This window comes from Saltatorellus ferox, assembly GCA_007751475.1.
In the GTDB taxonomy this organism is placed as follows: Bacteria; Planctomycetota; UBA1135; order UBA1135.
The window spans coordinates 4,834,900-4,861,233 of record CP036434.1 but is presented as its reverse complement, the minus strand read 5'-3'; the positions used below and the strand labels follow the sequence as shown (position 1 = coordinate 4,861,233).

19 protein-coding genes are annotated in these 26,334 nt (G+C 65.4%); 14 read left to right on the top strand and 5 right to left on the bottom strand.

Features of this window, described 5'->3' with window-relative positions:
• The first annotated feature begins 42 nt into the window (after positions 1-42).
• The 3 genes from Poly30_RS17420 (at position 43) to Poly30_RS17410 (ending at position 2,816) form a co-directional block, all read left to right on the top strand.
• Positions 43-447, top strand: coding sequence for a hypothetical protein (locus Poly30_RS17420; protein ID WP_145199958.1), 405 nt, complete (start codon positions 43-45; stop codon positions 445-447).
• Between the two features lie 138 nt (positions 448-585).
• A complete protein-coding gene (locus tag Poly30_RS17415) occupies positions 586-1,251 on the top strand; it encodes a 16S rRNA (guanine(527)-N(7))-methyltransferase RsmG (protein ID WP_145199955.1) in 666 nt (221 codons plus the stop codon).
• Positions 1,252-1,325: 74 nt separating this feature from the next.
• Complete coding sequence (locus tag Poly30_RS17410; protein WP_145199952.1) at positions 1,326-2,816, top strand: sulfatase family protein; 1,491 nt, start codon at positions 1,326-1,328, stop codon at positions 2,814-2,816.
• 93 nt (positions 2,817-2,909) lie between these two features.
• Here the strand turns inward: Poly30_RS17410 and Poly30_RS17405 are convergent, their stop codons facing one another.
• The 4 genes from Poly30_RS17405 to Poly30_RS17390 are packed head-to-tail and all read right to left on the bottom strand — an operon-like array spanning position 2,910 to position 8,429.
• Positions 2,910-5,054, bottom strand: coding sequence for a CPBP family glutamic-type intramembrane protease (locus tag Poly30_RS17405; protein ID WP_145199949.1), 2,145 nt, complete (start codon positions 5,052-5,054; stop codon positions 2,910-2,912).
• Positions 5,051-5,878, bottom strand: coding sequence for an ABC transporter ATP-binding protein (locus tag Poly30_RS17400; protein ID WP_419190312.1), 828 nt, complete (start codon positions 5,876-5,878; stop codon positions 5,051-5,053). The genes Poly30_RS17405 and Poly30_RS17400 overlap by 4 nt, the downstream gene beginning before the upstream one ends.
• On the bottom strand, positions 5,875-7,206 hold the full coding sequence (locus Poly30_RS17395) for an ABC transporter permease (RefSeq protein WP_419190311.1): 1,332 nt from the start codon (positions 7,204-7,206) through the stop codon (positions 5,875-5,877). The genes Poly30_RS17400 and Poly30_RS17395 overlap by 4 nt, the downstream gene beginning before the upstream one ends.
• Positions 7,203-8,429 (bottom strand): M24 family metallopeptidase, encoded by a 1,227-nt coding sequence (locus Poly30_RS17390; protein ID WP_419190310.1) that lies wholly within the window; start codon positions 8,427-8,429, stop codon positions 7,203-7,205. The genes Poly30_RS17395 and Poly30_RS17390 overlap by 4 nt, the downstream gene beginning before the upstream one ends.
• A 162-nt stretch (positions 8,430-8,591) precedes the next feature.
• Here Poly30_RS17390 and lepB point away from each other — a divergent pair, with 162 nt between their 5' ends.
• Complete coding sequence (lepB, locus tag Poly30_RS17385) at positions 8,592-9,326, top strand: signal peptidase I (protein ID WP_145199940.1); 735 nt, start codon at positions 8,592-8,594, stop codon at positions 9,324-9,326.
• Positions 9,327-9,344: 18 nt separating this feature from the next.
• On the opposite strand, the gene Poly30_RS17380 is transcribed toward lepB, so the two are convergent.
• Positions 9,345-10,445 (bottom strand): c-type cytochrome, encoded by a 1,101-nt coding sequence (locus Poly30_RS17380; protein WP_419190309.1) that lies wholly within the window; start codon positions 10,443-10,445, stop codon positions 9,345-9,347.
• Positions 10,446-10,686: 241 nt separating this feature from the next.
• Here Poly30_RS17380 and Poly30_RS17375 point away from each other — a divergent pair, with 241 nt between their 5' ends.
• The 10 genes from Poly30_RS17375 (at position 10,687) to Poly30_RS17330 (ending at position 26,324) form a co-directional block, all read left to right on the top strand.
• Positions 10,687-12,084 carry a cytochrome-c peroxidase gene (locus Poly30_RS17375; protein ID WP_145199934.1) on the top strand — a complete coding sequence of 466 codons (1,398 nt, stop codon included), beginning with the start codon at positions 10,687-10,689 and terminating at the stop codon, positions 12,082-12,084.
• Between the two features lie 39 nt (positions 12,085-12,123).
• Positions 12,124-13,509, top strand: coding sequence for an aldehyde dehydrogenase family protein (locus Poly30_RS17370; protein WP_145199931.1), 1,386 nt, complete (start codon positions 12,124-12,126; stop codon positions 13,507-13,509).
• A gap of 202 nt (positions 13,510-13,711) precedes the next feature.
• A complete protein-coding gene (locus tag Poly30_RS17365; RefSeq protein ID WP_145199928.1) occupies positions 13,712-15,421 on the top strand; it encodes a transposase zinc-binding domain-containing protein in 1,710 nt (569 codons plus the stop codon).
• 2,046 nt (positions 15,422-17,467) lie between these two features.
• Positions 17,468-18,232 (top strand): hypothetical protein, encoded by a 765-nt coding sequence (locus tag Poly30_RS17360; protein ID WP_145199925.1) that lies wholly within the window; start codon positions 17,468-17,470, stop codon positions 18,230-18,232.
• A gap of 487 nt (positions 18,233-18,719) precedes the next feature.
• Positions 18,720-19,511 (top strand): transposase, encoded by a 792-nt coding sequence (locus tag Poly30_RS17355; RefSeq protein WP_145199922.1) that lies wholly within the window; start codon positions 18,720-18,722, stop codon positions 19,509-19,511.
• Positions 19,474-19,770, top strand: coding sequence for a DUF5372 family protein (locus Poly30_RS17350; protein ID WP_145194153.1), 297 nt, complete (start codon positions 19,474-19,476; stop codon positions 19,768-19,770). The genes Poly30_RS17355 and Poly30_RS17350 overlap by 38 nt, the downstream gene beginning before the upstream one ends.
• Positions 19,771-19,958: 188 nt before the next feature.
• Positions 19,959-20,432 (top strand): helix-turn-helix domain-containing protein, encoded by a 474-nt coding sequence (locus Poly30_RS17345; protein WP_145194154.1) that lies wholly within the window; start codon positions 19,959-19,961, stop codon positions 20,430-20,432.
• A gap of 403 nt (positions 20,433-20,835) precedes the next feature.
• Positions 20,836-22,911, top strand: coding sequence for a recombinase family protein (locus tag Poly30_RS17340; protein ID WP_145194155.1), 2,076 nt, complete (start codon positions 20,836-20,838; stop codon positions 22,909-22,911).
• A gap of 67 nt (positions 22,912-22,978) precedes the next feature.
• Positions 22,979-23,164 (top strand): hypothetical protein, encoded by a 186-nt coding sequence (locus Poly30_RS17335; RefSeq protein ID WP_145199919.1) that lies wholly within the window; start codon positions 22,979-22,981, stop codon positions 23,162-23,164.
• A 559-nt stretch (positions 23,165-23,723) separates the two neighbouring features.
• Positions 23,724-26,324, top strand: coding sequence for an FG-GAP repeat domain-containing protein (locus Poly30_RS17330; RefSeq protein WP_145199916.1), 2,601 nt, complete (start codon positions 23,724-23,726; stop codon positions 26,322-26,324).
• Positions 26,325-26,334: the final 10 nt, after the last annotated feature.

Here is a 26,334-nt window from a genome sequence, read left to right as displayed (position 1 = left end):
GTCGCGGAAGGGTTCTATGCGCGTAGCTACCCGTTGCAAACCATGGTCAGCAGGCGCCGCCACGGGCGCGCCAGTCAGGTCGTCGAGGTCTCGGCAGGAGTGGACCAACGAGTGAAGATCACCCTGCCGCCAGGGGGAGCCGTGCGCGTGCACGCCACGGCGAACGACCGGTTTCTCGCGAACGGGCGTCCGCGCAGGTTTCGGATTCGGTTGCGCGGCGCAGGGCAGCTCGAGGACCTCGACCTCGACCTCGAATACCTCTCCTTGACCCGGGACGGCGACTATCGCGCAGAACGACATTGGACCCTCGGTGAAACCGAGACGTCGGAGTGCGTCCCCACGGGGCGATACTCCGTGACAGCCACGCTGGACCCCTTCCCTCCGATCGAGCGGGAGATCGAGATCAAGAGCGGCGTCGTGACCGATCTGAAGCTGGTCTTCGAGTAGCTGCGAAAGAGCACCAGGCGAATTTGCTCCCCATGCGCTCCGCGCACAAGACCCGGGCAGAGGAAGGTCCAGGCCTCCCGCCGTCACGCTACCATCCCGAGGTACCCGACGAACCCTTCGACCGCACTGACCCTACCGTTGACCGACCCCTCCGAATTCCAGGCGCTCAGCGCCAGCATCGGCGCCGACCTTTCGATCGACGGGGCCCGCAGACTCCTGGGCTACCTGGATGCGATGCTGGACGAGAACACGCGCATCAACCTGACCGCGGTGCGCGAGCGCGACGCGGCGGTGAGGCTCCATGCCCTCGACTCGGTGGCGCTCGCTTGCCTTGAACCGGAGGGAGGACCCGCCAGGCCACCGGGGCTGGCGCTCGACCTCGGCACCGGCAACGGCTTTCCGGGCGTGGCGATCGCCTGCCTCTATCCCGACGTTCGCGTGGTGCTGATGGACCGGCGGCTGAAGAAGCTCCACGCCATCCAGCGCGCCCTCGCCGCGGCGGGCTTCGAGCCCGAGCAGTTCGAGATCGCGCACATGGACGCGGCCGCCGCCAGGAACGAGGGCTACCGCGCCCGCTTCGATCTGATCACCACGCGCGCCGTCGGCCCACCCGAAGCCGTGGGCAAGCTGGCGAAGCCCCTGCTCGCGCCGGGCGGCCGATTCGTCGCCTGGATGAGCGACGAGACGGAGGCGCTGGCGAAGCTGAAATGTGGACTGGAGCTGGCAGGCTCGGCCGAATACGCGCTGCCGGCACCGGCGGATCGTACGCGTCGGATCGCTAGCTATCGCCTTCAGGAACGTTGACCATCAGGCGCGTTAGCGGCCGCTGAGGCTGGCGGCGTCGGACCGCCTGCGCGCACATACGGTACGGTAGGGCCATGATCATCACCCACGTGCTGGCCGCCTGCCTGGCTTGGACGGGATTGCAGGCGGAAGTGGACGTGCCCAGGCCCAACGTCATCCTCGTCATGGCCGACGATCTCGGCATCGGCGACCTCTCGCCGACGAATCCGGAGGGGAAGATCAAGACTCCCCGGCTCCAGGCCATGGCGGACGCGGGGATCACGTTCCTCGACGCGCACAGTCCAAGCTCGGTTTGTACGCCCACTCGCTACGGGCTCCTGACGGGCCGCTACAACTGGCGCTCGCGCCTCGCCCGCGGCGTTCTCGGTGGAGCCAGCGAGCACCTGATCCCGGCGACGCGCCCCACCCTCGGGCACCTGCTTCGCCGCGCTGGCTATCACACCGCGATGATCGGCAAGTGGCACCTCGGGTGGGACTGGCACAAGGACGAGGGCGAGATCGACTTCACCGAGCCGGTGCTCAACGGGCCGGACATCAACGGCTTCGACCGGTACTACGGGCACTGCGGCTCCCTCGACATGCCTCCCTACGTCTGGGTGGATACCGGCCAGGTCACCGCCGCTCCCGATCGCGTGGAGGGCGTGAGCCGGAAGGACGATCCCTACGGCTGGTATCGCGAGGGACCCGTGGGTTCGGACTTTCACATCGAGACGGTCCTTCCGCACCTCTTCGCGAAGTCCATGGATCACGTGGAGCGCCAGGCGAAGGAGAAGCAGCCCTTCTTCCTCTACCTCGCGCTACCCGCGCCCCACACGCCGATCGTGCCCGTGCCGCCCTTCGAGGGGGCGAGTGGCATGAACGCCTACGCGGACTTCGTCATGCAGGTGGACCACCACATGGGGGAGCTGCTCGATGCCATCGAGGAGGCCGGGATCGCCGAGAACACCCTCGTCGTGTTCACGAGCGACAATGGTTGCTCGCCCGAGGGGAACTTCGGGGTGCTAAAAGACCACGGGCACGATCCGAGCGGGATCTACAGGGGCCACAAGGCCGACATCTACGAGGGCGGGCACCGCGTTCCGCTGATCGTCCGCTGGCCCGCCGTCATCGAACCGGGCCAGCGCACGGACGCGATGGCGTGCCTGACCGACTTCTACGCCACGCTGTCGGACGTCAGCGGTGAGGCTCCGACGCACGCCGGAGGGGAAGACGGCTACAGTCTCCTCCCCCTGTTCGAGGGCGAGAACTCGTCGGGTCGCACGACGCTCGTCAGCCATTCGATCGGCGGATCGTTCGCGATTCGGGAGGGGATGTGGAAGCTCTGCCTTTGCGCGGGGAGCGGCGGCTGGTCGGCACCGACCGAGCAAGCGGCGAAGGAGGCCGGGCTTCCGCCGGTGCAGCTCTTTCACCTGGGCGATGACCCTGGCGAGACCAAGAACCTCGCAGCAGACAGGCCGGAAAAGGTGAAGGCCCTGCGCGCTCTGCTACTCGAGCAGATCGCCCGCGGCCGCTCCACACCGGGGGAGCCGCTCGAAAACGACTGCAAGATCGATCTTCCGATGTGACCACCGGGCCGATCGGGCGATCGGGCGAGGGCTTCCGCCATGGAAGTCCCTCCAACCGATGACCTTCCCAGGCCGTTGCGATCCCGAAGGGCTCTACTGGCTCGAAGGTACGGAATCCCGTCGCGTGGAGACCAGGGCGATCAAGCCCAGGCCCACCGCCGCCATGTAGGGCGCGTAGGCGAACCAGCCCGCATCCAGCACCGTCGTGCCATCGTCGTTGCTTCCGAGCACGAGTAGACCGTTGTAGCCCATGTGTAGCGCGATCGCCGGATAGACGCAGCGCGCCCGGAGCGTCAGGCCCGCCAGCAGGGCACCCAGGATTCCCGTGGGCAGCAGGCGGTAGACGGACGCGTGAACGAGCGCGAAGTACAGCGCCTGCCAGCCGATGATCTTCGGCCAGCGCCAGTCGCGGCGCATCGCCGACAGCAGCGCGCCGCGGAACACGAGTTCTTCGAAGATCGCGGGAGAGAACGCCAGGAAGAAGAACAGCCAGCCGGTCCCCATATCGAGGAGACCGCCCATGCCTTCCATCGCCTTCTCCACGCCCGCGGGCATCGGGAGCACGTCGCGCTGCCACTCGCCCAGGGCCAGCGCGCCGCGCGCGAGCATCGGGACGAGCAGCAGCGCGCCGAGCACGTGGGCGACGAGGGGCACGAGTCCCTGGGGCCGAAGCCCGAGCCGTCCGATCAGATCGCGCGGCTCCTCCTCCTCGTTCAGCTGCTTCCGCCGCGGCGTCGTCCACGCGATCACCAGCGCGAACGCGGGCAGCAGCATCCAGAACGTGAACCACATCCCGAGCTTCATATCCCAGCGCTGGACGGAACCGGCGATCAGGTACACCGTCATCACGACGGCGAAGCCCCAGCGCACCGCATGCCGCGCGGCCGCCTGGTTGAGGTGCCCCTCGGACTTCGAGTCGCCGCCGCCGCCCAGGATGCGCTCGGCGTCGAGCACGCGGCCGAGCCTCGACAGGGCCAGCCACGTCCAGCCCACGTGGGTGACCATGACGAGCGCCGCCAGGGAGAGGCGCAGGTCGCCCTCCAGGCCGTCCCGCAGCGCCAGCGCCGAGCCCGCGAAGGGCACGAAGGCCCAGAACGCCGTCAGCGTCGCCTCGGGGCGCAGCACGATCGACGTCGGCACGATCACCAGCAGCGTCACCGGAAACACGAGGAGCTGCCCCTCGCGGAACGTCTTGGCGCCGCCGCACACGAGGCACAGCACCGCGCAGAGCAGGAGGCACGCGGGCACCTCCACGATCAGCGCCGCCATCCTCATCAGCCCGACGCCGCCTTCGCCGCCGCCCATGGCGTCCATGTCCGCGAGCCCGAGGCTCACGCAGGCGACGAGACTCGCGAGGTTCACGACCAGCGTCGCGAAGCCCGCCACGAACACCGCCAGGAACTTGCCCGTGGCGATCGAGGTATGGGGGACCGGCTGCACCAGCAGTGTCTCCAGCGTTCCCGCCTCCCGCTCGCCGGCGAACACCGCGAGCGCGGCGTAGGCGCCGCCGGAGATCAGCACGAGGAGCGCGATGAACGGCAGCCACTTGCCGAGCGCCGCGCCGCTCTGGTCCTCGACCGTCGCCATGTCCACGGGCTCCGCTTCGAGCGCCCGGGCCGGATCGCCGCCGAGTAGTCGATCGCGGCGGCGTTCGACCTCCAGCGTCTCCAGGGTTTCCAGGCTTGTTCGCACCCGCGAGCGCGCTTCCCGGGCATCGTCGCTCTTCACGTCGAACCAGAGGTCGAACGAGGCGCGGTTGCGGTCCGGATCCTCTCCGTCGACCGTCGCGATGAGCAGGAGGTCCGCGCCCTGGTCCTGGGCGTCTGCAGATTCCCCAGCGGAGCCTCCTCCCGCGGGCGGCGCCGCGTCCGAGCGCGGCTCGCTCAGGAGCGCGCGCGCAGCATCACGCAGCTCCTTGGAAGGGCCTTCGGCATCCGCCTCGGCGCTCGCGAGCTCGTTCAGGATCTCGGCGTTGAGGTCCTCGAGGATCGTGGGGCCGGCATCGCTGAGCGCCGCCGTCAATTCGTCCCGCATGCTCGCCGAGAGCGAGTCCAGGTCGGCCCGGATGGTGACCTCGCGCGCGGCCATCGTCTCGCGCCCCACGGTCTCCAGCTTGCCCGAACCCCAGAAGAAGATGGGGTAGAGAATCGCCGGCAGGACCACCGCCGAGAACAGCGCTCGCTTGTCGCGCGCGAGCTGGAGCAGCTCGGTGCGCAGCACGTGCATCGCGATTCTCATGCGTCCGACTCACCGCTCGATGCGGACGCTCCGGCGGCCGTGACCACGGCTTCCGCGTCCGCCCGCTGGACCAGCGCGAGGAACACGTCCTCCAGCCACTCCTTGCCAGTATCGGCCCGCAGCTCGTCGAGCGTGCCGTGGGCCAGCATCCGGCCACTGTAGACGACGCCGATCCTGTCGCACAGGCGCTCGGCCTCGCTGAGGATGTGCGTGCTGAAGAGCACGCAGCGCCCGGCCTCACGACGCGACTCGATGAACTTGATCATGTCGCTCGAGGCCATGATGTCGAGGCCGGTGGTCGGCTCGTCGAGGATCAGGACGGGCGGATCGTGGACCACGGCGCGCGCGATCGAGACCCGCTGCTTCTGCCCGGTCGAGAGCGTCTCGCAGCGCCCGTCCGCGAACTTCGAGAGATCGAAGTCTTCGATGGCGCGCTGGATGCTCGCTTCGAGAGCATCGCCTTCGAGCCCGTGCAGCTTGCCGAAGTAGCGCAGCGTTTCGCGCCCCGTCAGCCTGGGATAGAGCCCGGTGCTGCCCGAGAGGAATCCGATGCGCCTGCGCACCTCCAGGGGATCCTTCGCCACGTCGATGCCGTCGATCACCGCTCGCCCCGACGTGGGCGCCAGGATGGTCGAGAGCATCCGCAGCGTCGTCGTCTTGCCTGCGCCGTTCGGCCCGAGGAGTCCATAGATCTCGCCGGGCTGGCAGTCGAGATCCACGCCGCGCACGGCCTCGACGACGCCGCGCTGGGGATCTCGGAAGGTCTTCTTCAGGCCGTCCGCGAAGATCGCGGCTCCGTGCCCGGGGTTCGTTGATTCGGTCACGACTTGGAGGGCGCGAGGAGCGAAAAGAGTTTGCCGAGGGACAGCGTCTCGCCCGCGAGGGCGACCTGTTCGTTCGAACGCAGACGGATGGAGAACCAGATGGCGAGCAGCGCCGCGCCGAAGAGCGCGAGGGCGCAGATGGCGAGCGGCAGCGCCTGGACGTCGCCGACGAGCATCGCGCGGAACGCGAGCGCGACGTTGACCACGGGGATCCAGGCGGTGGTCGTATTCAGCGTCAGCCCGGGAAGCGTCGCCGCCATCGCGGGCAGGATGAACACCATCTGGACGGGGCCGAGCAGCGCCTGGCCTTCCTTGAAGCTGGCGGCGAGGCTCGCGACGCCCGTCAGCATGGCGCTGACGAAGAACGCGAAGAGCACCGCCAGCGGCAGCACCGACATCAGCGCGCCCACGGGGAGCTGGACGACCATCGAGCCGCCGCTCGCGCCGCTGAGCTGGTCGAGCAGATGCCCGGCCGAAAGGCCGAGCGCCAGAAGGTTGAGCGCGGTCGCGATCATCGCCGACGTGGAGACCGCCAGGATCTTGCCGAGGTGCACCGCCGTGCGTGGCACGGGCAGGAGCATCGTGGTCTCCGCCGTACCGCGCTCCTTCTCGCCCGCGGTCAGATCGACCGCTGGAAAGAACGCGCCGAGCACCGACATGATGACCAGCAGCATCGGGAGCATCAGGGAGAGCAGCAGCGCGCCCTCGTCCTTCTTCTCGGCCACGCTGTTCGAGCGCACCACGATCGGGTCGAGCGCCTCGGGATCGATCCCGCGCTCGTCGGCTGCCTTCGTCCGCAGATCGTCGGCCCAGCTAGCCAGCGAGACGAGCGCGCGCTCGCGCGCGATCTCCGAGCGACTGTTGGTGCTGTCGAAGTAGACGCGCGCCACCTCGGTCCCCGCCACGGCTCCGGGCAGCACGACGATCGCATCCGGCGCATCGTCTCCGCCTTGCTCCAGCAGTGCTTGCATCTGGGCCTGCATCTGGGCCTGCATCTGTGCCTGCCTCTCGGCCTCGTCCGCCGCTGGCTCCGGGGTCAGTCGAACGGTCGCGACCGCTCCGCCCGAGGGCTCCTCGTCGTCCTCGGTCCCGAGCGCAAGGCGCGCTTCCTCGAAGGTCGAGTCCTCCGCGACGATGCCGACCGTGACGTCGCGCGCGTTCTTCTGGCCCTGCACGACGAGCACGCCTTGGACCATGACCCAGAACAGCGCCGGGTACATGCACACCGGCAGCACGAACGTGTAGAGCAACGTCTGGCGATCGCGGAAGCTCTCCAGGAGCTCCTTGGCCGCGACCTTGAGGGCCGCGCCGAATACGGAGAGGCTCACGGGGCCGAGGGTCCCTTCTGCCACTCGCCGAAGTGATCGACGCCACTTTCGGTGATGATGCAGATGTCCTCGATGCGCAGGCCGAAGCGTCCGGGCAGGTAGATGCCGGGCTCGTTCGTGAAGCACATGCCCGGCTCCATCAGGACGTCGGAGCCGCCGTCCAGGTAGGGGGGCTCGTGGATCTGAACGCCGATGCCGTGGCCGAGGCGGTGGGAGAGATGCGCGTAGCCGCCGTCGTAGCCGTGCTTCGCCAGCGCCGTGCGCGCCGCCTTGTCGGCATCGCCCGTGCGCTTGCCGACGCCCATGGCCTCGGTGCCCGCGATCTGCGCGGCGCGAACCGCGTCCCAGACCTTTTGTACCTCGTCCGAGGGCGCCGCATCCACGACCCAGGTGCGGGTCGTGTCGCTGCAGTAGCCGTGGAGCTTGCCGCCCGTGTCGAGCAGCATCACCGAGCCCTTCTCGAGCACGCGGTCGACCTCGTCGCCGTGGGGGAAGGCGCCCGAGGGGCCCGCCAGGGAGAGGTCCCAGGTGCCCGTGAGTCCGAGCGACTTCTGGGCGAAGTGGGCGAGCGCTCCGACCTCGGTCGAGCGCATCCCCGGCTCCGTTACGGCGAAGACGGCGCGAATGGCGGCCTGGGTTCGCTCCTGGGCCGAGCGCATGATCTCGATCTCGCGGGCGCACTTCGGGCCGCGCAGCTCACGGGCGATCGCGGAGCCGTCGCCGACGGGCGTCCCGAGATGCGCCCCGATCGGGGCCGTGAAGCGCGCGCGTACGTCGGGGTCCGCCACGACGTTCTTGCCGAGGCCCTTCGCTTTCAGCGCGTCGGCGAAGATCTTGGCCGAGTCCTCGTGCTCGTCCCAGGGCAGGACATGGGCGGTCAGCTCGCTCGAGCCGGACGCGCGCTCGCACAGCGTGGTCACGCGACCGGCTTCGAAGGCAGGGGAAACCCAGAGGAAGGTGCCGTCACTGAGCGCTGCCGCGGCGAGCAGGCGCTCCGACGCATGGAAAGCCACTCCGGTCAGGTACTCGAGCGTGCCGCCCGGCTCGATCAGCATCGCGTCGACGCCGTGTTTCTGAAGGAGACCGAAGAGGCGCTGGCGAAACCCGGCGCGCTCTCCTGCATTCAGGGGAGCCGGCGCGGCGGCGAATCCATCGAGGTGGCGGAGGATCTCGGCGCGGCGGGGGTCGTCCGACACGGAGAGCGCGTCATTGTTTTCTGTCATGGCCATCCGCGCAGGGTAACGAAAGGCGGCCCGGACCGATCATGTCTGCCTTGGAGACATCGCGAGGCGGTCTGAGACACAGCGGCGTCTCGGTAAAGGAACTTCCGGAGTCGCGCGTCGGGCGGCTTGATTCACGTCTTCCCACGTTCCGATCTCGTAAGCGTGAGCATTTGGAAGGGGAACAGCACCCGGGGCAGCCAGCGTGGCGCCGCCGTGGAGGGCTCTGGCAGCGCGCGCGGCGAGCGCCGGCGATCCGCCAGAACGGCCACGGACAGGGGGGGGAAGGCCCGGCGCAGGTCGGCGATCTTCGACCCGGAGCCGGAGGAGGATCGGAGCCAGCAGCGTCGCGCTCGCCGCCAGCCGCAGCCCGAGCTCAGGCGACCGCGGCGCTCCCTGGCCCACGCGACCATCTCGTTCGGAGCCAAGAGCTTCGTCATGGTCCTGATGTGCTGGGCCCTCTGCTTCAACTTCAGCGAGGTGCGCGGCGGCTCCATGATGCCCGGCATCCAGGACCGCGACCGGATCCTCGTCGATCACGTCAGCTACCTCTTCGGAACGCCGGACCGCGGTGACATCGTCGTCCTGCGCTACCCGATGGATCCGTCCCTCGACTACGTGAAGCGCGTCGTCGGTCTGCCTGGCGATCACGTGCAGATCTACGAGGGCTACGTGTGGGTCAACGACGAACTCGTCGAGGAGCCCTACGTCGATCCGGAGTCCAACGACCCGTACGCCTACGTCGACACGATCGTCGAGCCAAAGTCGTACTTCGTCCTCGGAGACAACCGGATTCGCAGCTCGGATAGCCGCGAGTTCGGCCAGGTGCCCCATGAGTACCTGCGGGGCAAGGTGCGGGTGCGGCTCTGGCCGCTGATGCGGGCTGGTCTCGTCGAGTAGCGAGTCCGCTCGGCGCAACTACTGGAGCGACACCATCGAGGAGTCCCAGCGGTCGGCGTAGATCAGATGCCTCGCGGCGCCGTCCCTGGGATCGACGAGCAGCACGCCGTCGTGCACGCGATGGGCCACGGCGCTCGCCGTGGAGGACACCTCCGGGCCCGCGGCGTCCAGCGCTCGAACTCGCGGCGCATCCGCGTCGATCTCCACGCTGCGTGCCAGCGAGCCGTTCTCGAGCACTCGCACGGTTTCGGTCCCGCGGCTCACGATGGAGCCGGCTTCGTCGAGGAGATCGAATCCGAGGGTCACGCTGGTGGGCTGGATCCGGGTCGATCGAAGCCGGCGGCCGTACGGGCGGCCTTCCTTCGAGCCGTAGAGGGCGACGGCCGCGCCGGGCGCTTCCTGGCTGCCTTCGAGGGACCAGGCTGAAGACCCGAGCGGGCGAACGGGGGACCCGCCCTGCCCGCGCCAGTCCGTTCGATTCGCGAACGCGTCCTCGCCGGAGCCTGAATAAAGCGCCACGACGGCAAGGTCTTGCGTTCGATACTGGACGGAGGTCCCATCCGGGAAACCGATGAGGAGGCTGCGCGGCTCCATCGTATCCGTGCTCGGATCCGCCATCTGCCCCTGCAGGACGGTGGGACGCGCGTCGGCGACGATCTCACCCGCGCTCGGAGACACGGTTCGTGGTTTGGGGCCCAGGCCCAGGACATGGCTGGCGAGGGCCGTTCGCTCCTGGAGGCTCAGCGTCTCACCGAAGGCGGGCATCGCGGTTCCCGGGATCCCGAACTCCAGCGTGCGCATCACGGAGCTGAGCGTATTCCCATAGGCGTACCCGCCGGCGACGAAGCTTCTCGCGGGCCGCTCCAGCTCCGTCGGGCCATCGCCTGCCCCCGTCTCCCCGTGGCACAGGGAGCACAGCTCCTTGTAGAGCGTCAGCGTTGGCCTGGCGCGCTGCGGAGTCGAAGCGACCACAGGAAGCCCGTCGGGATTCGAAGCCCGCTCTGGCTCGGGGATGATCCACAGCATCCCGACGCTGAGCGCGGTGACACCGATCGTGGCGGCCACGAGTGGGAGGACGAAATGACGGCCGAGGCCAGCGTCAGGGGGAGAGGCTTCCACGGAGAAGAGTCTAGCCTGAAGCCCACGCGCTATCCAATCACCGCTCGTCGCCCCGGGGATCGATCGGCGGAAAAGCGAGGGGAGAGCGACAGCGCGACGGTGAGTCGGCCTGGGACATTTCGAGCCCTGGTTCAGCCAGACCTGTGCGTACATCCGGTCGCATGTCGGAATGGCTCTTGTTGCCACGGATTCGAGGTCGACAGAATGAAATCGAGGGCCCCGGGAGGCTCTCGAAGCCATCATGAATCTCTCCATCCAAAGTGAGTCGCCCCGCTACGCGACGACCGGCATTCTCGTACTGGCTTCCTTCCTCGGGAGCTGTAGCTCCGGCGGCGGGGACGACCAGGGTCCAGGCGGTGAGGACCTCGAGCAACTCGTCAGCCAGCTACGCGGCGTCATCACCGCGCAGAGCATCCAGCCCGTGCCCGATGCTCCAAGCCTCTCCGCCGATCTGGTGGAGCTGGGACGCGCCCTGTACTTCGACAAGGAAATCTCCGGCAACCGGGACGTCTCATGCGCCACCTGCCACCTCGCCAGTCGAGCGGGCAGCGACGCGCGAACCCTCCCGTCCGGCGTCGGCGGAAGCGGTCTCGGGCCGGATCGTCTGGCGGGCGCCATGGTGCCGCGCCACAGTCCCGTCAACCTGAACTCGTTTCACGGGCAGGCCATGTTCTGGGACGGCCGGGTCGAGTTCCGCCCGCCTCCCGGCGGTGGCCCCCCCGAGCTGATGACGCCGGCCGGCGTCGCGATGGACGCGACGATCACGGGCGTGTTCACGCCCGGCCTGGAGACGCTCGCGGCCCAGGCCATCCTGCCTCCGACCTCGCGCGCCGAGATGCGCGGTGAGATCGGAGAAAGTGAGCTCGGCGATATCGTGGACGGCAACTTCACGGAGATCTGGGACGCCATCGTCGCTCGACTCGTTTCCTTCCCAGCCTACGTGGGCATGTTCCAGGACGCCTATCCGGGTCTTCTGGTGGGTGACATCCACATCGGCCACGTCGGCAACGCCCTCGCGGCCTTCGAGGCGTCCGAGCTCCAGTGCACGGACAGCCCGTTCCAGGCCTTCCTGGAGGGGGATGATCTCGCGCTGACGGCGACCGAGATCCGCGGCGCGCTGGAGTTCTTCAGCCCCGCCAGTCGGTGCACGGTGTGCCACAGCGGTCCGTTCTTCTCGGACTTCAACTTCCACAACATCGGCCTGCCGCAGCTCGGTCCGGGCAAGGGCAACGGCCTTGGCTCGAACGACGACTTCGGCAGGGAGAACGTGACGGGCCTCGCCCAGGACCGCTACAAGTTCCGGACTCCGTCGCTTCTCAACGTGGCGCTGACGGGTCCCTACGGCCACGCAGGCCAGTACTCGACGCTGAGTTCGATCGTCGCACACTACCGGAACGTCGCGACCGCGCTCGATGATTACAACATCATGGACCACGTGACGAACCCGGATCTGATCGCCACGCAGGTGGCGAACCAGACCGAGGTGCTCGCCAACCTGGCTCCCTCGCTGGCGAACCCGCTTCAGTTCAGCGTCACCGACGTCACGGCGTTCCTGGAATCCCTGAGCGCCACCGACGCGCTGGATCTCTCCGGGATCGTTCCGCCCTCGGTTCCCAGCGGACACACCATCGACCTGTAAAGGCGAGGAGGACCTCGGGAGCGCGGGTAAGCTGGTGGGATGAACTCCAGCAGCGCGCCTCGACTCATCCAGGACCTCGATCCGGCGACCGGCGAACTCATCGACTCCGTCCCCTGCGCGGGGGAGGACGAGGTGCGGGCCGCCGTCGCGCGTGCGCGCGCGGCCCAGCCGAGCTGGGCCGCCGTTCCGATCGAGGAACGAGCGGCCGCGCTGGAGCGATTCGGCGCTGCGCTCGGCAAGGATGCAGGCGCCCTCGGGCAGACCCTCACCGCCGAGATGGGCAAGACGCTCAAGAGCGCCGTCGGCGAGGTGCGCGGCTACGCGAGCGGAGTCGAAGGCGATGCCGAACAGGTCGTGGCCGCCCTGCGACCCATCGAGTACGACACGAAGGGCCAGCACGTGACGACGGTGTACGAGCCGCTCGGCGTCGTCGCCGCCATCACTCCGTGGAACTTCCCGGTGGGGATGCCGCTTTCGATCCTCGTGCCGGCGCTCGTCGCCGGGAACAGCGTGGTCTTCAAGCCGAGCGAGCACACGCCGCTCGTGGGACGTCGGCTCGCGGAACTCCTCCAGGCCGAGCTCCCGGACGGCGTGCTCGAGCTGGTGCAAGGCGACGGCGAAACGGGGGCTGCGCTCGTGGAGGCCGACGTCGACATGATCGGCTTCGTCGGCAGCCGCGCGACGGGCCAGGCGATCATGAAGGCCGCCGCAGGATCGCTGAAGCGCCTCGTGCTGGAGCTCGGCGGAAAGGACCCGATGGTCGTCTTCGCCGACGCCGATCTGAACGCAGCGGCGAAGAGCGCTGCCGAGAACTCCCTGCGCAACACCGGCCAGGTCTGCTGCTCCGTCGAACGGGTCTACGTCGCCGAGGCGATCGCCGACGCCTTCGAGGCGAAGGTCTTGGAGTACGCACGCGAGTGGACGCACGGCGACGGGCGAGAGGATGGCGTGAAGATGGGACCGCTCGTGAGCGAGCGCCAGCGCGCCGTCGTCGCCGCCCAGGTCGATCGTGCGCGCGAGGAAGGAGCGATCGTACGACTCGGTGGCGTCACACCAGAGGGCCGGGGCTGGTTCTACCCGGCGACCGTACTCACCGGGGTCCAGCAGAGCCACGCGATCACCCACGCGGAAACCTTCGGACCTGTGGTCGCGATCACTCGCTTCAGCGGGGAAGAAGACGAGGCGGTTCGCCTGGCGAACGACACCGTCTACGGCCTCGGCGCCAACGTATGGACAGGCGACCCCGCCCGCGGAGCGCGCGTGGCGGCTCGCCTCCGCGCAGGACAGGTCGGCGTCAACCGCTACCTCGGTGGAGCTCCAGGCACCCCGTGGGTCGGCGCCCGCCAGTCCGGCTACGGTCACCTGGGCGGCCCGGACGGTCACCGTCAATTCACGGTCCCGAAGACGATCTCGATCGCCAGGTAGCCCTATCGACTCATGAGTCGATCCCGGTCCGGGCCTCGATCTCTGGACCCCGCGACCACATGGCGTCCTGCTCGGAAGCCATCGACGTCGCCATTCGGTCGCCATTTCGTCGTCATTTCGTCGATGGTCCTCTCCGAGGAAGTGTCTTCCATAGAGCGACGCGCGCAACCCGCTTCGAACTGGCTCGGTCCGTTCCTCTGGAATGGACGATCCACCGGACATCTTCAGGGGCACGGGGGGCCGCTCTCCGCTCCAGAATTTCGTCCGGGCCCACCTTCCCGGTTTCCTCGCGAAGTTCGAGGACGAGCACGGCGGTCGTTCCCTGCCGAAGTACGTCATCCAGGAATTCGAGGCTCTACTCGAATGCGGCGATCCAGCGTTCGGCTTCAGCCGTCTCCGTTGCCCCTCCTGCGCAACGGACACGATCGTGCCTTTCTCCTGCAAGGGTCGAACGTTCTGTTTCTCCTGCGGCGGGCGCCAGATGGCGCAGACGGCCGCGCACCTCGTCGACAGGGTCTTCCCCGATGTCGATGTGCGCCAGTGGGTACTCACGGTCCCCAGGCCGCTACGCCTGGCGATGGCGATGAACGCGGAGCTCTGCCGAGAGGTCACGCGGGCACACATTCGCGCGGTCTCTGCCTCCTACAAACGCCGCGGACAAGTGACGCTGGATCGTCAGCTGCAACAAGTGCAAGGCGACCCAGAGGGCGAGCCAGAGGAAGCCGCAGCTTCCGTTCCTTCCTCCCCGGTCCGGCTCGACGTTGGCGCCGTGAATTCGACGCAGCGTTTTGAATCTTCGTTGGGATTAAATGTTCACTTCCACTCCCTCTACCTGGACGGTGTGTACGTCACGCGCAGCGCTTTCGAGTCTCCCGTCTTTCTGCCCGCAGATCCTCTCACGTCGGCGGAGGTCGAGCGTGTGCACGGCGACGCGATCGCGCGCATCCGTCGCGTGCTGAAGCGCTTCTCCCTCGACCCAATCGCACTCGGTCTGGCCCTACGCAAAGGGGACGAACCCCCTTGGGAGTACGCGGACGGGGGCGCGGATGAGTCATCGCTGCTCGACTTCGGGGATGCGCGTGAAGGTTCGTTCTTCCCAGGCCTGAAAGCGGCATCGGTGAAGTCGCTGATTCCGTTGGGAGAGGCCGCAGGCCGCCCGCTGAAGCGCCTCATCGACCCTGATCTCGGCCTTGCGTTCCAGTCGTCGGGTTGGGGGAGTCAGTACGTGCCGCCTCCACTGGTGGTGAGCGCTGACGGGTTCTCGTTGCGTGCGCTGATCCGGAAGGGCCAGCGGGCGCAGCTGGAGAAGCTCTGCCGCTATGTGACGAGGCCCGCCATCAGTCTGGAACGCTTCGATGTCCGTCCCGATGGGATGGTCTCGTGGCTGCTGCGCAAGGCCTGGCGTGATGGGACCAAAGGCTTCGTCATGACGCCGTACCAGTTCATGGCTCGACTGGCGGCGCTCGCGCCGCATCCGCGCGAGCATCAGCTGACGTATCAGGGAGTGCTGGCCCCGGCCTCATCATTGCGTGATCTGGTGGTGCCGCGTCCGGTGGTTCGGAAGGAGCCGAAGGAGGTGGACGTCGCCGATGAAGACGCCGCGAAGAGTGCGGGGGAGCCGTCGAAGGGCCAGAGGTACATCCGCTGGGCAGATCTTCTGAAGCGGGTGTTTTCGGAAGATGTTCTCAAGCGCCCGCGCTGCCGCGGGCGCAGGCACATGATCTCCGTGATCACAGATCTGGAGACAGCGCGGAAGGTGCTGGAGGGCGTGAGAGCGGCGGCGAGGAGGTCATCCGATTCGCTGGGTGGGAGAGACCCGTCGTCGCCAGGGCCGAGCCGTTCCCCACCGGCAGAGCCCGAGGTCCGAATACCGATGCCGCCACGGCAGGGGCGGCTGGACTTCGGGAAGTAGAAAGCTGCGGAAGAGCGGCGCGCGGGCGATCGTGCTCGATGAAACAACAACAGCCAGCGCCTTGGTAAGGGTGCTGGCTGCAGGTCGTGGTGAAGTGAACCGGTGGTGCTCGTTGGAGGGGGCGAAATCGGGCGAGTTCGGCTCAGCGAAGAGCCCGATGGCTGCCCGGGCGCTCCCGCGTGGCCGGTGAGGATGGGGGTAGCGGTGAATCGGGCTCCAGGATACGGTGACTGGCGTGTCGACACACCGCTTGGAGTTCCTATCCGTCCAGGCCAGCCTCGTACATCTCGTTCTGACATTTTGGCTGGCGTCCACCCTACAAAACGAACTCCATGGATTCAAAGGACCACTTCTCTGACCTGCTGCAGCGCAAGTCTATCTCACGACGGAGCGCCGTGAAGTGCTTGGTATCTTCGCTCGCCGCGCTCACCACAGCATTCGGCGTAGGGAAAACTAGCTTGTCCAGTATCGCTGCAGTGCGAGTTGTTGTCGCCGCGCCAGGCACGAAAACCGTTTGGACGCCGACTACCCCAACGGCCACCAAGATTTTTAAATCTCGAAGCAAGTCAGGGGTAGGTACGAGCCACGTTTCACGAACAGGCATTCACTTCCATCCAAAGACCGTGACGGGCAATGCGGGGGGAATAAGAGGTAATCCAAATACAACATACTTCACGACTCGACCACGTACACTAACTGCTGATCACACAGCCACTGATCACCGCTGGACTTGGAGTCATCCGTCTGCAACTCTTACCTATACGCCGCACGTTACTGCTACCGTGACCACGCCAGACGGCGAAGGGGGTGAAACACCTCTCGTCTATGTAAACAAGTTGGCGCCATCGGTAGACCAGCTTCGAGGTAGGGGTCGCAACTGCAATCTTGCATAAACATTCGGCCTAAGCCTTGGCAAAGATCAACGTAAGATCAACGGTCGCCATCGCATTGGTACTTGCTGGGGCTGCGCTTGTAGTTCTCCTCGGAAATGTACCTCTGCAGAGGATTCCAGTTAATGTGGTTAACCCACCGACTAGCTCGGCAGTTGCACAAAGCGCACAAGGTTTAGCTTCCGACTCTATTCTTTCTGCTCCAAATGAAGTGGAAGCGCATGGCTATAGCACTGGAGCTAGAACGCTCATACGGGAAGAAGAGAGCGCCTCAGCGGCGACGGTTTATTCCGTCTCTACTCCAAATGCCCCGCTTGCCTTTGGACCTCTCACGCTGTTGAATGTAACTGCCGATGGCGCCTTAGAGCCGTTAGAGCTAACGCGAGACCTCAAGACGAGATTGCCCGCCTCATGGCAGAATCTCCAACTTCGCGGCCCTAACATTATCGGCACACTGAGTAGAAAGGAACATGCAGCGAGATGCGGAGCTGAAACTGATAGCGATCCGTTCACAGAGCTTAGATTTAATACTCATCGAATGGAGCTCTCGACGCTAGCGCGCGGGTGGATGTCAAATCCAAGCTATGCCAACGGAGAGCTTTCCTTTACCTGCTCCATCCTTTCAGAAGGCAAATTAGAACTTGCCTTCCGGCTCGAGGGCTCGATGGACCCTACACTCCCGAGGGAAATACATCTTCCCCTGAACGCTCGTTCGGTTATTGTCGCGGCGTCTAAGGGGTGGCTAGTATCCTACTTGGGAACTATCAGTCGAACGATCTCGATCAACGCGCCACTTCCATCGACTGTGGACCTCCAGCTCTTCCCCCCGCGAGAGTTAGCGCTGCAGCTTGACTGGGGACTCTCATTAATTCCGGCAGATGATTCGCTCGTGCTTTATGTGCGCTGTCTCCGTCCTGAGTGGGGGCATGAGAGTCGGAGCGCTCACGCGCTTGCCGCATATGACCCCGAGGTGGTAATCGGGGTACCACAGTTAACCGAGTCCGTTGAGATTCAGGTGGAAACTCGGTCGGGCGTTACGGTCGCTGAGATCGCGCGTGTTCTGTCTACCGAGGATCAGTCTATCTCTATTGATATCCTGGCTGGGGTGTGTCGAGAGCTTCGATGCATTGATAAATATAGATCACCGATCTCGGGCGTGAAGGCCTGGCACTCTGGCGCACTCCGCGGGACTACAGGTGAAGATGGAAGACTATCGGTCGAACAACCGACCAATGCACCCATCTACCTTTTTCATCCGCAATACTGTCTAAGGGAAATTTCAGCTAGAGGCAGCGAAGGACGCTATGGAGAAGAAGTAGTCGTGCTTGATGATCTACAGAGCGTCACTGTGTCCGTAAATAGCGCGGAGACGTTTGGCCTAGCCATTAAGGTGCCGGAAGGGCATCCCGTCGCAGGCGTGTATGGGAACTGGCAAGCCATTAAAGATTTCAACATTCGGTTGCCCGCTGCAGACGACGACGGTGATCTATACTTTGACTCATGGGAGTTAAAAGAGGGTCGATCGACGATTTTATTACCTTTGCCCGCACCTCGCGCCGTACAGCTGGGGGCATTTCCTCAGCTTTCGCTGGTCGACGCATTTGGGCGCGTGATATCTATGGCGGATGGGCGCCCCATTGACGACTCGAATGTCCTGTACGATTTTCAGACAGAAAACGCATTTCTTGGGTCTATTACGATATCCCCCGCAGTCGCTGTAAGCGATCCATTGCTCTCTCTTCGACCGACTCGCTCTGATGGAGTAAGAATATACGGTTCGCTCGACTTCACTGGCACACTTACTTTATTGCTGAGTCCGGACCCGATTACATTCAATGTTTTTAGCGCGGATACACTATGTGCCACGGTTTGTTTTGACGGGTCATCGCTCAAGCAGATATCACTGCCGAATCCGAAGTAGGGTGCAATGCAATGCCAAAGATCGGCATGAATCGTGACCAGGACGGCGGCAGGTGGGTTGTACCTCGACGTAGCTTTTCGCTACGAGATGAAACTCTCTACCACGACGTTGCGGAGCCAGCTCAAGTCAATTCGGAAGTTGAGAGGATGATCCTGGCGAGAGTACAACTTAGCGCTTTGCCGGCACTGCAGCTGGCCAGGGATTATGAAACACTCACCAGTAAGCCTGCTGGCGAGTTCTATTCACGAATAGAAGGTCTCTACAGTGACCGCGATAATTTGCTAGGCCTAGTCGATGGACCGAGTGGAAACGACTATGATTTGATTGTTGTCGATCAAGGGTACGGAGGCGTATTCGTCAATACTTATGAGCTCGTGAAATTCCTCAGAGGTACTGGCCGTAGAGTTCTCCTGCTCTCTCCGGTGGCGCCTATGTTTGAAACCGATCGGCATGAAGATGATATTTCGCTTTCAACAATGCAGCGAAGTTGCGATGGCGCTCACTCGGTCTGGCCCTACGCAAAGGGGACGAACCCCCTTGGGAGTACGCGGACGGGGGCGCGGATGAGTCACCGCTGCTCGACTTCGGGGATGCGCGTGAGGGTTCCTTCTTCCCAGGCCTGAAAGCGGCCTCGGTGAAGTCGCTGATTCCGTTGGGAGAGGCCGCAGGCCGCCCGCTGAAGCGCCTCATCGACCCTGATCTCGGCCTTGCGTTCCAGTCGTCGGGTTGGGGGAGTCAGTACGTGCCGCCTCCACTGGTGGTGAACGCTGACGGGTTCTCGTTGCATGCGGCGACGCTGATCCGGAAGGGGCAGCGGGCGCAGCTGGAGAAGCTCTGCCGCTATGTGACGAGGCCCGCCATCAGTCTGGAACGCTTCGATGTCCGTCCCGATGGGATGGTCTCGTGGCTGCTGCGCAAGGCCTGGCGTGATGGGACCAAAGGCTTCGTCATGACGCCGTACCAGTTCATGGCTCGACTGGCGGCGCTCGCGCCGCATCCGCGCGAGCATCAGCTGACGTATCAGGGAGTGCTGGCCCCGGCCTCATCATTGCGTGATCTGGTGGTGCCGCGTCCCGTGGTTCGGAAGGAGCCGAAGGATGTGGACGTCGCCGATGAAGACGGCTCGAAGAGTGCGGGGGAGCCGTCGAAGGACCAGAGGTACATCCGCTGGGCAGATCTTCTGAAGCGGGTGTTGGATCACGCAACCAACTACTGTCGATGTCCCCGATTCAACGGAGCGATTGACGGTCACTCATCCCTTCCACCCGCGCTCCGGTGAGGAGCTGCGGGTCATCGCCGTTCGGCGAACCGCTGGCGAAAGCCGGGTCGACTGCTGTGACGGCGCCGGGGTCGTTTTCAGCCTTGTAGTGGCCTGGACCAGCCTCGCCGAGGTGGATCCGTTCGCCCGGGCGAGCGTGGGGCGGGCGCCGTTCCGCGTCGAGGAGCTGCTCCATGCAGTCGCGCTCGTGGCTGCTCAGCGGCAGGCCGCGCCAGAGCCTGGAGGCTCGAGGGTCGGCAAGGAGGCGGAAGATGTGTAAGTCAAACCCTGCCGCAACTGTAAGGCAAAATATGCCGCTTGCAGATGGCTCGCGCCAGAATGGCAGCGAGACGATTGTGGTTTTAATTCCACGAAAGTGCTCATTTTCAGCGGAGGGCGTCCTTGAAGTCGCCACCAGGCGCGGCATAGAACTTAAGTCAGTCCTCCAGTTCAAGTGCCCAGACCACCATGCCAACCCCACCCCCCGACGATCCCAAAGCTGGCGACCTGGGCCGCTGGTCCATCCTCAATCCTCACCCGGAGGCGGTGAGCGACCGGCTCTTTGCACAGCTCGACTTCTTCGACCCGCGCGACATGCTTCAAGTGAAGTACGAGATGCTCAGGCGGGTCCACGTCGACGGGGACAGCGTTGTCAAGGCGGCCGCGGACTTCGGGCTTTCGCGACCCGCGTTCTACTCAACCCTGGCCGAGTTCGAGCGTGCGGGCATGGCCGGGCTGCTGCCCAAGAAGCGCGGCCCGAAAGGTGCTCGCAAGGTGACGGCTCCCGTCCTTGCGCTCCTGCGCGAGTTGCTGGCGGAGGACAAGCACCTCACCGGTGCGAAACTGGCCGACGAGGTGCAGGCGCGGCTTGGCCTGCGGCTTCACGTACGAACGATCGAGCGAGCCGTGGCCCACGAGGGCTTGCGAAAAAAGCCCCGCTGATCCCCGTTCTGTACTCGACGGGCGGTCCTGACGGCCCGAAGGCGGAGGGAAGTGAGATCGAGGTGGGCCTCGCGCATGCGTACGAGGAGATTCGTCGTTCCGTCCTGATGGAGGCTTCGGAACCGGCGAATATGCCGGGCGGCGAGGACTCGTCGGTGCGAGCGATCGAAGTCAGCCGCATGACGGTCCTGCGCTCTCGGCGCATTCTGCAGGTTCGCGGATCGGCGGCCTGGATCGCTTTCATGCGCCCGGAACTCGCGGCCGCTGCTTCGGTGGCGAGCCCGGAGACTGCGCGCGCAGAAGCGCCGCGCCCGCGCCTCGTCGGCGCGCGATATGAGCAAGTGGAGTTGCTGAACTTGTTGGCAACTCTGGTCATCGATTCACAGATTCGGAGGGTCCCGTCATGACGAACGCATCCACACGCGTCACCGCTCACCATCTCAGCCGCAACGCCTACCTCTACGTCCGTCAGTCCACGCTCCGCCAGGTGGTCGAGAATGGCGAGAGCACCCAGCGACAATACAATCTCGCGGACAGAGCGGTCGCGCACGGCTGGCGTCAAGAGCAGGTCATCACCATCGACTGCGATCTCGGGCAGTCGGCCGCTGGAACGGCCGATCGTCAAGGGTTCCAGGAGCTTGTCAAGGAAGTCGGGCTAGGTCACGCCGGGATCGTGCTCGGGCTCGAAGTGTCCCGTCTCGCCCGAAACTCCAGCGACTGGCATCGACTGCTGGAGATCTGCGCGCTTTCGAGCACGCTCATCCTGGACGAGGATGGCGTGTACGACCCGTCCTGCTTCAACGATCGTCTTCTGCTCGGGCTGAAAGGGACCATGAGTGAAGCGGAACTGCACGTGCTCAGGGCGCGACTCCGCGGCGGGATCTTGAACAAGGCGAAACGGGGGGAACTCTGCCAGAAGCTGCCCATTGGCTACGTGCGCGATGGGTCGAGCAAAGTGGTCTTCGATCCGGATGGAGAGATCCGCGAACGCGTCCAGCATCTGTTCGACACGTTCGCTCGACTCGGGTCCGCAGCTGCCACCGCGAAGGAGTTCCAGAGAGCGCGCCTCGACTTCCCCGCACGATTGAATCGACGTGGAGGGCTGGTGGAGCTCGTCTGGAATCCGCTGACCGCGATTCGCACGCTCCAGATCTTGCACAACCCGATCTACTCGGGCGCGTACGTCTATGGTCGGTACGGCGAACGGCCAGGGCCGACTGGAACGAAGAGGCGAGTGGTCCTTCCGCGGTCGGAGTGGCTCGTGACTCTGCCGGGCTCGCACCCGGGCTACATCACCTGGGACGAGTACCTGCGGAACCAGGAGACGATTCGAAAGAACGGCCTCGCCTACGGCGTGGACCGTCGCACGCTGACGCCGCGGGAGGGGCCGGCTCTGCTGCAGGGCATCCTCCTCTGTGGCAAGTGCGGGCAAAGAATGTGGGTTCACTACGACGGCAGGAAGGAAGGGAAGGTGCCGATCTACGAGTGTCGTTCCGCGCACAGCCAAGGAGCGTCCGAGGTCTGTCAGCGCATGCACGGGAAGGCGATCGATGAAGCGATGGGTCAGCTTCTTCTGGGAGAGCTCACTCCCGAGGCGATCGAGCTGTGCCTTGCTGTGCAAGAGCAGGTCCGAGAGCGGGCAGGCGACGACGACCGTCAGCTCAAGCTGCGAGTGCAGCGCGCGGAGTATGAGGCGAACCTGTCGCGGTCACGCTACCTCCAGGTTGACCCGTCGAATCGGCTCGTAGCCGACTCACTGGAAGCGGACTGGAACGAGAAGCTCCGTGCGCTTCGGGTCGCGCAGGAGGATCGCAAGCAGGGGGCATCGAAGAGCCCTCGCAGGATCGAGACGGAGCAGCGCGCTGAGCTGCTGGGACTTCCCGATGGCTTTGCGGCACTCTGGGCCGATCCCTCCACGGCGCATCAGACGAAGAAGCGTCTGGTGCGGCTCTTGGTGGACGACGTCACGCTGGTTCGGGGCGAAGACATCCTCGTTCAGGTGCGACTGAAGGGCGGCGCGGAGCGGTCTTTCCGGCTCCCCGTGCCCCTGTGTGCGTTCGAACTTCGGCGGACGCCCGCCGAGGTCGTCCGTCTTGTCGACGAGCTCCTGGGAAGCCATACGCGACTGGGAGTCGTCGCGGAGCTGAGAGCACGCGGAGTACGCACCGGGGCCGGTGATGAATTCACGAGTGAGAGCGTCCAACATCTCATCCAGGCCTATGGACTGAAGCCGTATCGGGTTCGACTTGTCGATCAAGGCATGCTGTCGCGCGCCCAGGCGGCTGCGCGACTGGGCGTCTCGGTCAGCACCGCGCAGGACCTTCACCGGAGCGGTCAGCTCACCGGGATCGTCGCGGATGACAAGGGGACTTGGATGTACGATGCAGGCGATGTCGAGCGCCTGACCGAAGCTCGAAGCGAGGCGAAGAACGCACTGAAGGCATCAATCGTGAGAAGCAGGACATCGGCAGCAGTATGACTACAACTCCTTTTCGGAAGATGTTCTCAAGCGCCCGCGCTGCCGCGGGCGCAGGCACATGATCTCCGTGATCACAGATCTGGAGACAGCGCGGAAGGTGCTGGAGGGCGTGAGAGCGGCGGCGAGGAGGTCATCCGATTCGCTGGGTGGGAGAGACCCGTCGTCGCCAGGGCCGAGCCGTTCCCCACCGGCAGAGCCCGAGGTCCGAATACCGATGCCGTTACGGCAGGGGCGGCTGGACTTCGGGAAGTAGAAAGCTGCGGAAGAGCGGCGCGCGGGCGATCGTGCTCGATGAAACAACAACAGCCAGCGCCTTGGTAAGGGTGCTGGCTGCAGGTCGTGGTGAAGCGATCCAGCGGTGCCGTTCGGAGAGGGGGAAATCGGGGGAGTTGTGCTCACCGAAGAGCCCGATGGCTGCCCGGGCGCTCCCGCGTGGCCGGTGAGGATGGGGGTAGCGGTGAATCGGGCCCCAGGCTACGGTGACTGGCGTGTCGACACACCGCTTGGAGTTCCTATCCGTCAAATACAAGATCCGTTACCGCGTCACCAACTATCCGTACGCTGCCAGCTGCAGGCCAGGAACGATGCTACGGGCGATGGTTCGGCTCTGTGAGCCCGGCGTCTGAGGATCGTTGGCTGGAGCCGATATGGGAACTGGTGATTCCTGAGGCATAGCCGTGCTTCCTCGCGAGTGCGTTTGCGCACAATCTAGATGTGCGAGCGCATCCCGTCGGCCTGCGCCTGACGCTTGTAGGAAACCGGAACGGGATTTGCTCACCGCTCGGCTCACACTCCATCTTCCCTCGCTTCCCATGAGCATCGTCTGCCTCCCGTTGCTTCTCGCATCCGTCCAGTTCGCGCCCCTGAAGACCATCAGCACGCCCGTCCGGGACCTCACGGGTACCGTCGCAGGGGACTTCGACGGCGATGGTGATCTCGACCTCATCGTTCTCGATCGCGCCAACCAGGGCTCGGTATTGCTGGAGGCCACCTCGCCCGGGGCGTTCGCGCCCGCCATGCGTTTGGACCTTGGCGATGCGGTGATCGAAGGAGCGATCAGCGGCGAGCTGACAGGGGACGGGCTTCTCGATTTGGTGGTCGTGCCGCGCATGGGTACGGACGGCATGCTGCTCCTGGAGGGACGAGGGGACGGCACGTTCGAGCCGCCACGCTCGCTCGGAGCATTTCGGGCTTTCAACGGCGCGCCTCGACTCGTCGATCTGAATCAGGACGGACGCCTCGACATCCTTGCGTCCGGTCGAGGGTTGTTCGGGGGGGAGCTGACTCTCTATCAGAACCTGGGGGCGGGCGCATTTGCTCCGCCGCGGGAGCTTGTTCAGGGCTCTTCCAGCGACGCTCAAGCCCTCGACCTGGATGCCGACGGGGACCTCGACCTCCTGACAGCCTGGCCAGGGGCCGGTCTCCTGGTGTTCCTGAACGACGGCACGGGCCAGTTCCAGCTTGGCTCAGTCCTGACTCCGGACGCTTCCGTCGACCAGGTCGAACTCCTCGACCTCGACGGCGACGGCGACCTCGACGCCATCGCCAGCAAGAGATATCAGAGCGTCGTTTTCACCTTCGAGAACGTCGGCGGCGCCTTCGGTCCGCGGCAGGAATACCTACCGGGAACGAGCAGCACCGCCCGCCTCTCGATCGTCGACGTCGACCGCGACGGTCAGCGGGACGTGGTCGTCTTTAGCGCCGCGGCGGAGGCACCCGTCTGGCTCAGGAACGAGCCCGGGTTCGTGCTTGGTTCCGCCCGGGCCCTCGCCACGGCGGAACGTGGTCGCGTGGCCACGATGGAAGCGGCAGATCTGAACGGGGACGGGATCGCGGACTTCGTTCTGTCGACCCGTCAGGACGTCGTGAAGCTGCTCATGAGCGATGCATCCCTGGGCGCGATTCCCTACGGCGATGAAGCCAGCGTCCTGCTGGCGCAGGTGCCTGCGATGGAGGACGTCGCGTGGGTCGATCTCGATTCGGACGGGGACCTCGACCTTGTGGGAGCGTCGGATTCCGGGGAGCTGTACGTCTCGGAGGGCCGCGGCTTCGTCCGCTGGGACCTACCGCTGTCCCTCGGGATCACCGCGGGGCCGCACTTGGAAACGGCCGATCTCGACGGTGACGGCGACGTGGATCTCGTTTCGGTCGACGACATGGGCCGTGCCGTCCTGCTGGAGAATACAGGTCTTGGCACCCTGACGCCGCGCATGCTGACCTCCGGTGCGGTGTCGCTGGCGCCGCGTATCGAACTGGCAGACATGAACGGGGACGGCCTTCTCGATCTCGTCGGTATCGGCGATACTCTCGGCATCGTCGTGGTTTCGCAATCGGGCGTTGGCGGCGGCGTCTTCCTTCCGCCCGTGTTCGTGGCGACGCTGAGTCGTCCGGTGATCCGGACCATGGTGACGGACGTGGACCAGAACGGCGTGCCGGACATCTCGGCTGTTGCCCAAACACCGAGCGGCATGATTCCGCCACCGAGGCACCTCATCTGGCTGGAAGGTCTGGGAGCGGGAAGCTTCGCCGCACCGTCGCCGCTCATCGATGGACTGGTCGCTGCGGCGCGTCCAATTCCCTTCTCGCTCGACGGCCAGGGCTTCATCGACTTCGTGTGGACGAGCACCGCAGAGCGAGCAGGATTCAGCGCGGTCTCGAGTGCCCCTGGGGTCTATGCGGTCGCCGATGTAGGTATCGATCCCGGCGGGCTCGATGCACGATTCGGGATCGGTGACCTGCGAGGTGCGGGATTCGGCGACCTGGTGGTCAGCGGAGGTCCCGCCAATGGTGCCGCGGGCCAGACCCTGCGCCTGTATTGGCGCAACGGTCTCTTCTTTGACCTCTTCCAGGGCGTCCTCGCCGAAAGGCTCATCGACGTCCGGTCGATACGCTTCGCCGATCTCGACGGCGACGGTGACGAGGACATCCTGCTGGCCGCGGGCGGGCCTCAACTCTCCTGGATCGAGAACCTCCGCGTCGGCCCGCTGGGAACGCTGTATTGCGGGCCAGCAGCCCTCAACAGCGCTGGCAGCGCCGGCACGATCTCCGCGGTAGGCAGCGAATGGATCAGCCTGGGCGACGTGACTCTGCGCTCGTCCGATCTACCAACAGGCTCCACGGGGATCTTCCTGACGAGCCAAGCCCAGGGATTCGTCCCGATCGTCCCTGGCTCGGTGGGTAGCCTCTGCCTCGGGGGCGCTATCGGGCGCTTCCAGGGCCCGGGTCAAGTGCAGTCCGTATCGGCTGACGGTGTGATACAGCTCGAACTCGATCTGAGTTCCCTGCCGCAGCCAACCGGCGGGGTGCCTGCGCTCCCAGGCACGCTTTGGTTCTTCCAAGCCTGGTATCGCGATACATCCGGAGGTCAGCCGGTCTCGAACTTCACGGACGGGCTCGCCCTCGTGTTCAGGTAGCAAACCCCCT